Raw genomic sequence first — 247 nt, forward strand, 5'->3', positions numbered from 1 at the left:
ACTTCGATCTCGGAACGACGATTCATGATGGCTAAACGTATGGTATTACCTATCACGAGTACAACGGCTAACACTAATAAAGCGGCAATGGCTAACACAGTACGCTCGAGTAACTTCACCACGGCCTGTAGTCTTTCCAGCCACTCAATATCGAGTCGGCCAAAGCTCACTTCGGGTTCCAGTTCTAACTTCTTGAGTAACTCACGTGCGCCGGTAGGACTCGAATACCTGAGACTCGGTGTCACTG

General features: G+C 49.0%; 1 pseudogene. It reads right to left on the reverse strand.

The annotated features are described in order from the left end of the window. Window positions 1-247 (reverse strand): annotated as a pseudogene (locus MTCD1_RS19945) (permease-like cell division protein FtsX); the annotation flags it as partial.

It is taken from the genome of Colwellia marinimaniae, assembly GCF_002207865.1.
GTDB classification, from domain to species: domain Bacteria; phylum Pseudomonadota; class Gammaproteobacteria; order Enterobacterales; family Alteromonadaceae; genus Colwellia; species Colwellia marinimaniae.